3 protein-coding genes, 5 tRNA genes, 2 rRNA genes and 1 pseudogene are annotated in these 4,800 nt (G+C 38.0%); 10 read left to right on the plus strand and 1 reads right to left on the minus strand.

What is annotated here, in order from left to right:
* The 5 genes from rrf (CBE70_RS18765) to birA all read left to right on the plus strand — a co-directional run.
* Positions 1-76, plus strand: a 5S ribosomal RNA gene (gene rrf, locus CBE70_RS18765); the annotation flags it as partial.
* A 43-nt stretch (positions 77-119) separates the two neighbouring features.
* Positions 120-195 (plus strand) — tRNA-Thr (locus CBE70_RS12780).
* Positions 196-246: 51 nt separating this feature from the next.
* Positions 247-362, plus strand: a 5S ribosomal RNA gene (rrf, locus tag CBE70_RS12785).
* Positions 363-662: 300 nt separating this feature from the next.
* Positions 663-1,697 (plus strand): UDP-N-acetylmuramate dehydrogenase, encoded by a 1,035-nt coding sequence (gene murB, locus CBE70_RS12790; RefSeq protein WP_100159652.1) that lies wholly within the window; start codon positions 663-665, stop codon positions 1,695-1,697.
* Positions 1,694-2,656 (plus strand): bifunctional biotin--[acetyl-CoA-carboxylase] ligase/biotin operon repressor BirA, encoded by a 963-nt coding sequence (birA, locus tag CBE70_RS12795; protein WP_100159653.1) that lies wholly within the window; start codon positions 1,694-1,696, stop codon positions 2,654-2,656. Before murB ends, birA begins: the two co-directional genes overlap by 4 nt.
* 141 nt (positions 2,657-2,797) lie before the next feature.
* Here the strand turns inward: birA and coaA are convergent, their stop codons facing one another.
* Positions 2,798-3,745 (minus strand): type I pantothenate kinase, encoded by a 948-nt coding sequence (gene coaA / locus CBE70_RS12800; protein ID WP_088494065.1) that lies wholly within the window; start codon positions 3,743-3,745, stop codon positions 2,798-2,800.
* A gap of 438 nt (positions 3,746-4,183) precedes the next feature.
* Between coaA and CBE70_RS12805 the strand changes: the two genes are divergently transcribed.
* The 5 genes and pseudogenes from CBE70_RS12805 to CBE70_RS12825 form a co-directional block, all read left to right on the plus strand.
* Positions 4,184-4,259 (plus strand) — tRNA-Thr (locus CBE70_RS12805).
* Between the two features lie 15 nt (positions 4,260-4,274).
* Positions 4,275-4,359: transfer RNA gene (locus CBE70_RS12810), tRNA-Tyr, on the plus strand.
* A gap of 82 nt (positions 4,360-4,441) precedes the next feature.
* A tRNA-Gly gene (locus CBE70_RS12815) sits at positions 4,442-4,516 on the plus strand.
* A gap of 5 nt (positions 4,517-4,521) precedes the next feature.
* A tRNA-Thr gene (locus CBE70_RS12820) sits at positions 4,522-4,597 on the plus strand.
* 121 nt (positions 4,598-4,718) lie between these two features.
* Positions 4,719-4,800, plus strand: a pseudogene (locus CBE70_RS12825) (GTP-binding protein); the annotation flags it as partial.

Below are 4,800 nucleotides of genomic sequence, written 5' to 3' on the forward strand. Positions count from 1 at the left end.
CGAACTCAGAAGTGAAACGTTGTAGCGCCGATGGTAGTGTGGGGTCTCCCCATGTGAGAGTAGGGAACTGCCAGGCATCAAATTTAGGCTGTGTCAGCCGGTGACAATAAGCCACTAGTGCTGATATGGCTCAGTTGGTAGAGCACACCCTTGGTAAGGGTGAGGTCCCCAGTTCGAATCTGGGTATCAGCACCATAAAAAATTAATTATAACTGCATAAACAGACAGTTATAAAAACCGAATTTGCTTGGCGGCCATAGCGCAGCGGACCCACCTGAATCCATGCCGAACTCAGAAGTGAAACGTTGTAGCGCCGATGGTAGTGTGGGGTCTCCCCATGTGAGAGTAGGGAACTGCCAGGCATTAAATAAGACGAAAAAGCCAACCCAACGGGTTGGCTTTTTTGCATTTTAAGACATCTGAAATACAGATGTAATATTTCTATCTCTTCACACAAATCACCTATCACTTTGCTATCCTCAGCAATGCTTGGCTGTTAAACTAANAAAAGCCAACCCAACGGGTTGGCTTTTTTGCATTTTAAGACATCTGAAATACAGATGTAATATTTCTATCTCTTCACACAAATCACCTATCACTTTGCTATCCTCAGCAATGCTTGGCTGTTAAACTAAGTCATCAGCTAAATGAGGTAGACTTTCATGAAAGAATCGGTTTCATTGCAAGCATTTAATACATTTGGTTTGAGAGCAAAAGCTCACCAAATAGAAACTGCAAATAATAAAAATGAGCTTTGTACATATTGGCAAAATGCCCATGAGCAGAAATTACCAACCCTTATTCTAGGTGGTGGTAGTAACGTACTATTTACAGAAGATTTTAATGGTATTGTTATTCGCAACTGTATTGCTGGTATTGAAATTACTGAAGATGAGCAATATTGGTCTGTTCATGTTGGTGCGGGCGAAAATTGGCATGCACTTATTGAATTTCTGTTAGAGAAGAACATCTATGGACTGGAAAATTTAGCGCTGATCCCAGGAAATGTGGGATCAGCACCAATACAAAATATCGGCGCATATGGCAAAGAATTAAAAGATGTTTGTGCTTATGTTGATATTGTTGAGCTAAGCACTGGCCATGTTCATCGATTAACTAATAACGAATGTCAGTTTGGTTACCGTGATAGTATTTTCAAACATCATTACCAACAAGGCTTTGCTATTATTGCTGTTGGCTTGCAGCTTAGCAAAAAATGGGAGCCTATTCTTACGTATGGTGATTTGTCTAAATTATCATTAGAAACAGTAACACCAAAAGATGTGTTTGGATCTGTCTGCTCTATGAGAACAAGCAAGCTACCTGATCCTACCATAACAGGTAATGCTGGTAGCTTTTTCAAGAATCCAATTGTTGATACTCGTATTGCACAACATTTAAAAGCAGAATACCCCTTCTGTCCTCAATATGTTCAACAAGATGGTGTAAAACTTGCTGCAGGCTGGCTGATTGATCAATGTGGTCTTAAAGGTCACCAGCTTGGTGGTGCGGCTGTTCATATGAAGCAAGCGCTTGTTCTGATCAACAAAGACGGCTTAGCTACAGGCAAAGATATTGTTAATTTAGCTGCATATGTACGCCAAAAAGTCTTCGAGCGCTTCGGTGTACAATTAGAGCCAGAAGTTCGTTTTATTGCTCAACATGGCGAAATCAGTGCAGTGGATGCTATTTCATGAAAGAAACACCAACTCCCTTATTATTAATTGAGCTTCTTGCTGACGGAAATATCCATTCAGGGGAGCAACTAGGCGAAAGCTTAGGAATGACACGCGCAGGTATTAATAAACATATTCAGACATTGCGCAGTTGGGGTATTGATGTTCAAACTGTCGCAGGAAAGGGTTATCAACTAGATGCTCCTATGAATTTGTTAAATGCGGATAGTGTAAACAAGAACATCAAAGGTGAACCCGCTAGCGTTATTCCTGTTATAGATTCTACAAACCAATACTTAATCCAGCGTATTAGCGAATTAAAATCGGGTGATGTCTGCATTGCTGAATATCAGTCTGCTGGACGAGGTAGAAGAGGGCGCCAATGGATTTCGCCTTTTGGTAGAAATTTATACTTGAGTATGTATTGGAAACTCGATCAAGGGCCTGCGGCTGCAATAGGACTGAGCTTAGTTGTCGGTGTTATTATGGCTGAAGTATTGCAAAAACTTGGTGCAGATGGCGTTAAAGTTAAATGGCCTAATGATCTCTATTTAAATGATAAAAAGCTTTCAGGTATTCTTGTTGAGTTAACAGGAAAGACCGGTGATGTTGCTCATATTGTCACAGGTATTGGTATCAATATCGCGATGAGTAAAAATCAAAATGAAGCTATTAACCAGCAATGGATTAATTTAGAGCAAGTTGGTATTAAAATTGACAGAAATGAACTTGCTTGTGAAATTACAAATGCATTAAGAGATGCATTTATTCAATTTGAAAAACAAGGGTTATCTGTGTTTATCGAGCGTTGGAAACGTTTAGATAATTTTATGGATCGCCGAGTGAAGCTTATTATTGGTGAAAAAGAGATTTTTGGTATTGCCAAAGGCATCAATGATCAAGGTGCTTTACTTTTAGAACAAGATGGAAAAATCATACCTTATATAGGTGGTGAGATTTCACTGAGAAGCGCATCTTAATGCTTTAAACTGCATCAAACATCTAAAACTAAAAAAGCTTTCCTAAACTGGAAAGCTTTTTATTTATCGTTATTTATTGATACTATTTTTAATAACTAAAATCTAATAACACTTAGATCAAACGGTGATAATTGTTTAGATTTACTTACGTAATCGAACATTGGTGATCGTATGATTTTGACCTTTGGTTAGTATAAGACTCGCCCTTTCTTTCGTCGGCAGAATGTTTTGTTTCAAATTCAAACCATTAATTTCTTGCCAAATTGAAGACGCTATTTCAATAGACTCTTCTCTGCTTAATTTAGAGTAATTATTAAAATACGATTCAGGATCAGTAAACGCACCTTCTCTAAATTTTAAAAAGCGACTGATATACCAGTGTTTTAGTAATTCTTCTTCAGCATCAACATAGATGGAGAAATCTACATAATCTGATACGAAAACATTATGTGGATCATGAGGATAATCCTGATTGCTTTGTAATACATTCAATCCTTCAAGGATTAAAATATCAGGTTGTTCAATAACTTGTTTTTTATCTGGAATGATGTCATACACTAAATGAGAATAGACAGGGGCTGTTACTTGTTTCTTACCTGATTTTATATCAGAAACGAAAGAGACAAGACTATGCATATCATAGGATTCAGGAAATCCTTTTTTTTTCATTATTCCACGTTTCTTTAACTCTGCATTAGGTAAAAGAAAACCGTCAGTAGTAATTAAATCAACTTTACGATGTTCTGGCCAACGGGTTAAAAGTGCTTGTAGCAAACGAGCTGTGGTACTTTTACCAACAGCAACACTACCCGCTATACCAATAATGTAGGGGATTTTGGCGCTTCTTGTTCCAAGAAACTGCTCTAAGACAGCTTGACGACGTAAATTAGAACTTATGTAAAAATTGAGCAATCTTGAAAGAGGAAGATAAATCTCAATTACATCATCAATAGAAATTTCTTCGTTAATTCCTTTTAAATCAGCAATCTCTTTTTCGGTTAGCGTTAAAGGAACGGAATCTCTTAACGTTGCCCAGTGCTTTCTGTCAAATTCTAAATAAGGGGTTATAAAGCGTTCTTTGTTATTCATAAGCCAACATCTGCCTAATATTCGCAGGTTGGACAGGCTGTTTAAAACACCCGTATCCGATAAAAAATAAACAGCATCATAACGAGTGATGACTCTTAGGCGTAGATATTTTTTAAATTTTTTCTACTTTTTTTGACACGAACTGAATAAATCTGTAAAAAAAGTACAAAAAATAGTCATGAAAATAATTTTTTAGCGTAGACTAATAAGGGTGCAATCAATCTTTTTTCTAAAAATTTATTGATGAGTAATAAATTTGGGGCTGAATAGATAAATTAGCTTGCTAATCTATCATGAATTTTTGTTGGCATTTTGGTCGTTTTTTTCCTAAAAAATCAACAATTCAATCAAAAATGAACAAAATCTAAGCAAAAGAACAAATATCGCGATTTTTTTGTTGCATCATGATGAAAGTCCTCCTAGAATGCGCACCACTTAGCCGGCATAGCTCAGTTGGTAGAGCAACTGACTTGTAATCAGTAGGTCCCGAGTTCGACTCTTGGTGCCGGCACCATTAAAAATTAGGTTTGGTGGGATACCCAAGCGGCCAAAGGGAGCAGACTGTAAATCTGCCGTCACAGACTTCGAAGGTTCGAATCCTTCTCCCACCACCATTAATTCCTAACTTAAGTGTTTTAAATTAGTAAACACTTAAGTAGAATACAAAGCTGATTTTAAGTCAGGTAGCCGAGTTCTGCGGGCATCGTATAATGGCTATTACCTCAGCCTTCCAAGCTGATGATGCGGGTTCGATTCCCGCTGCCCGCTCCAGATGTGCTGATATAGCTCAGTTGGTAGAGCGCACCCTTGGTAAGGGTGAGGTCGGCAGTTCGAATCTGCCTATCAGCACCACTCCTTCATGTTCTTGCCTCCCTGATTAAAATCTTAACAAGCACTAGCAAATCGCTAATTTACTTACTGCTTGGTTGATGTGGTGTAACCACCGATTCCGTGTCTTAGAGGGACAATTTAAATGTCTAAAGAAAAATTTGAACGTTCAAAACCGCACGTTAACGTTGGTACTATCGGCCACGTTGACCACGGTAAAACAACTC

Source organism: Proteus columbae (assembly GCF_002777965.1).
Classification (GTDB): domain Bacteria; phylum Pseudomonadota; class Gammaproteobacteria; order Enterobacterales; family Enterobacteriaceae; genus Proteus; species Proteus columbae.

Excerpts from the sequence above, each read along its gene's own strand:
- murB (WP_100159652.1), top strand. The coding sequence starts at position 663 with ATGAAAGAATCGGTTTCATTGCAAGCATTTAATACATTTGGTTTGAGA.
- birA (WP_100159653.1), top strand. The coding sequence starts at position 1,694 with ATGAAAGAAACACCAACTCCCTTATTATTAATTGAGCTTCTTGCTGAC.
- coaA (WP_088494065.1), bottom strand. The coding sequence starts at position 3,745 with ATGAATAACAAAGAACGCTTTATAACCCCTTATTTAGAATTTGACAGA.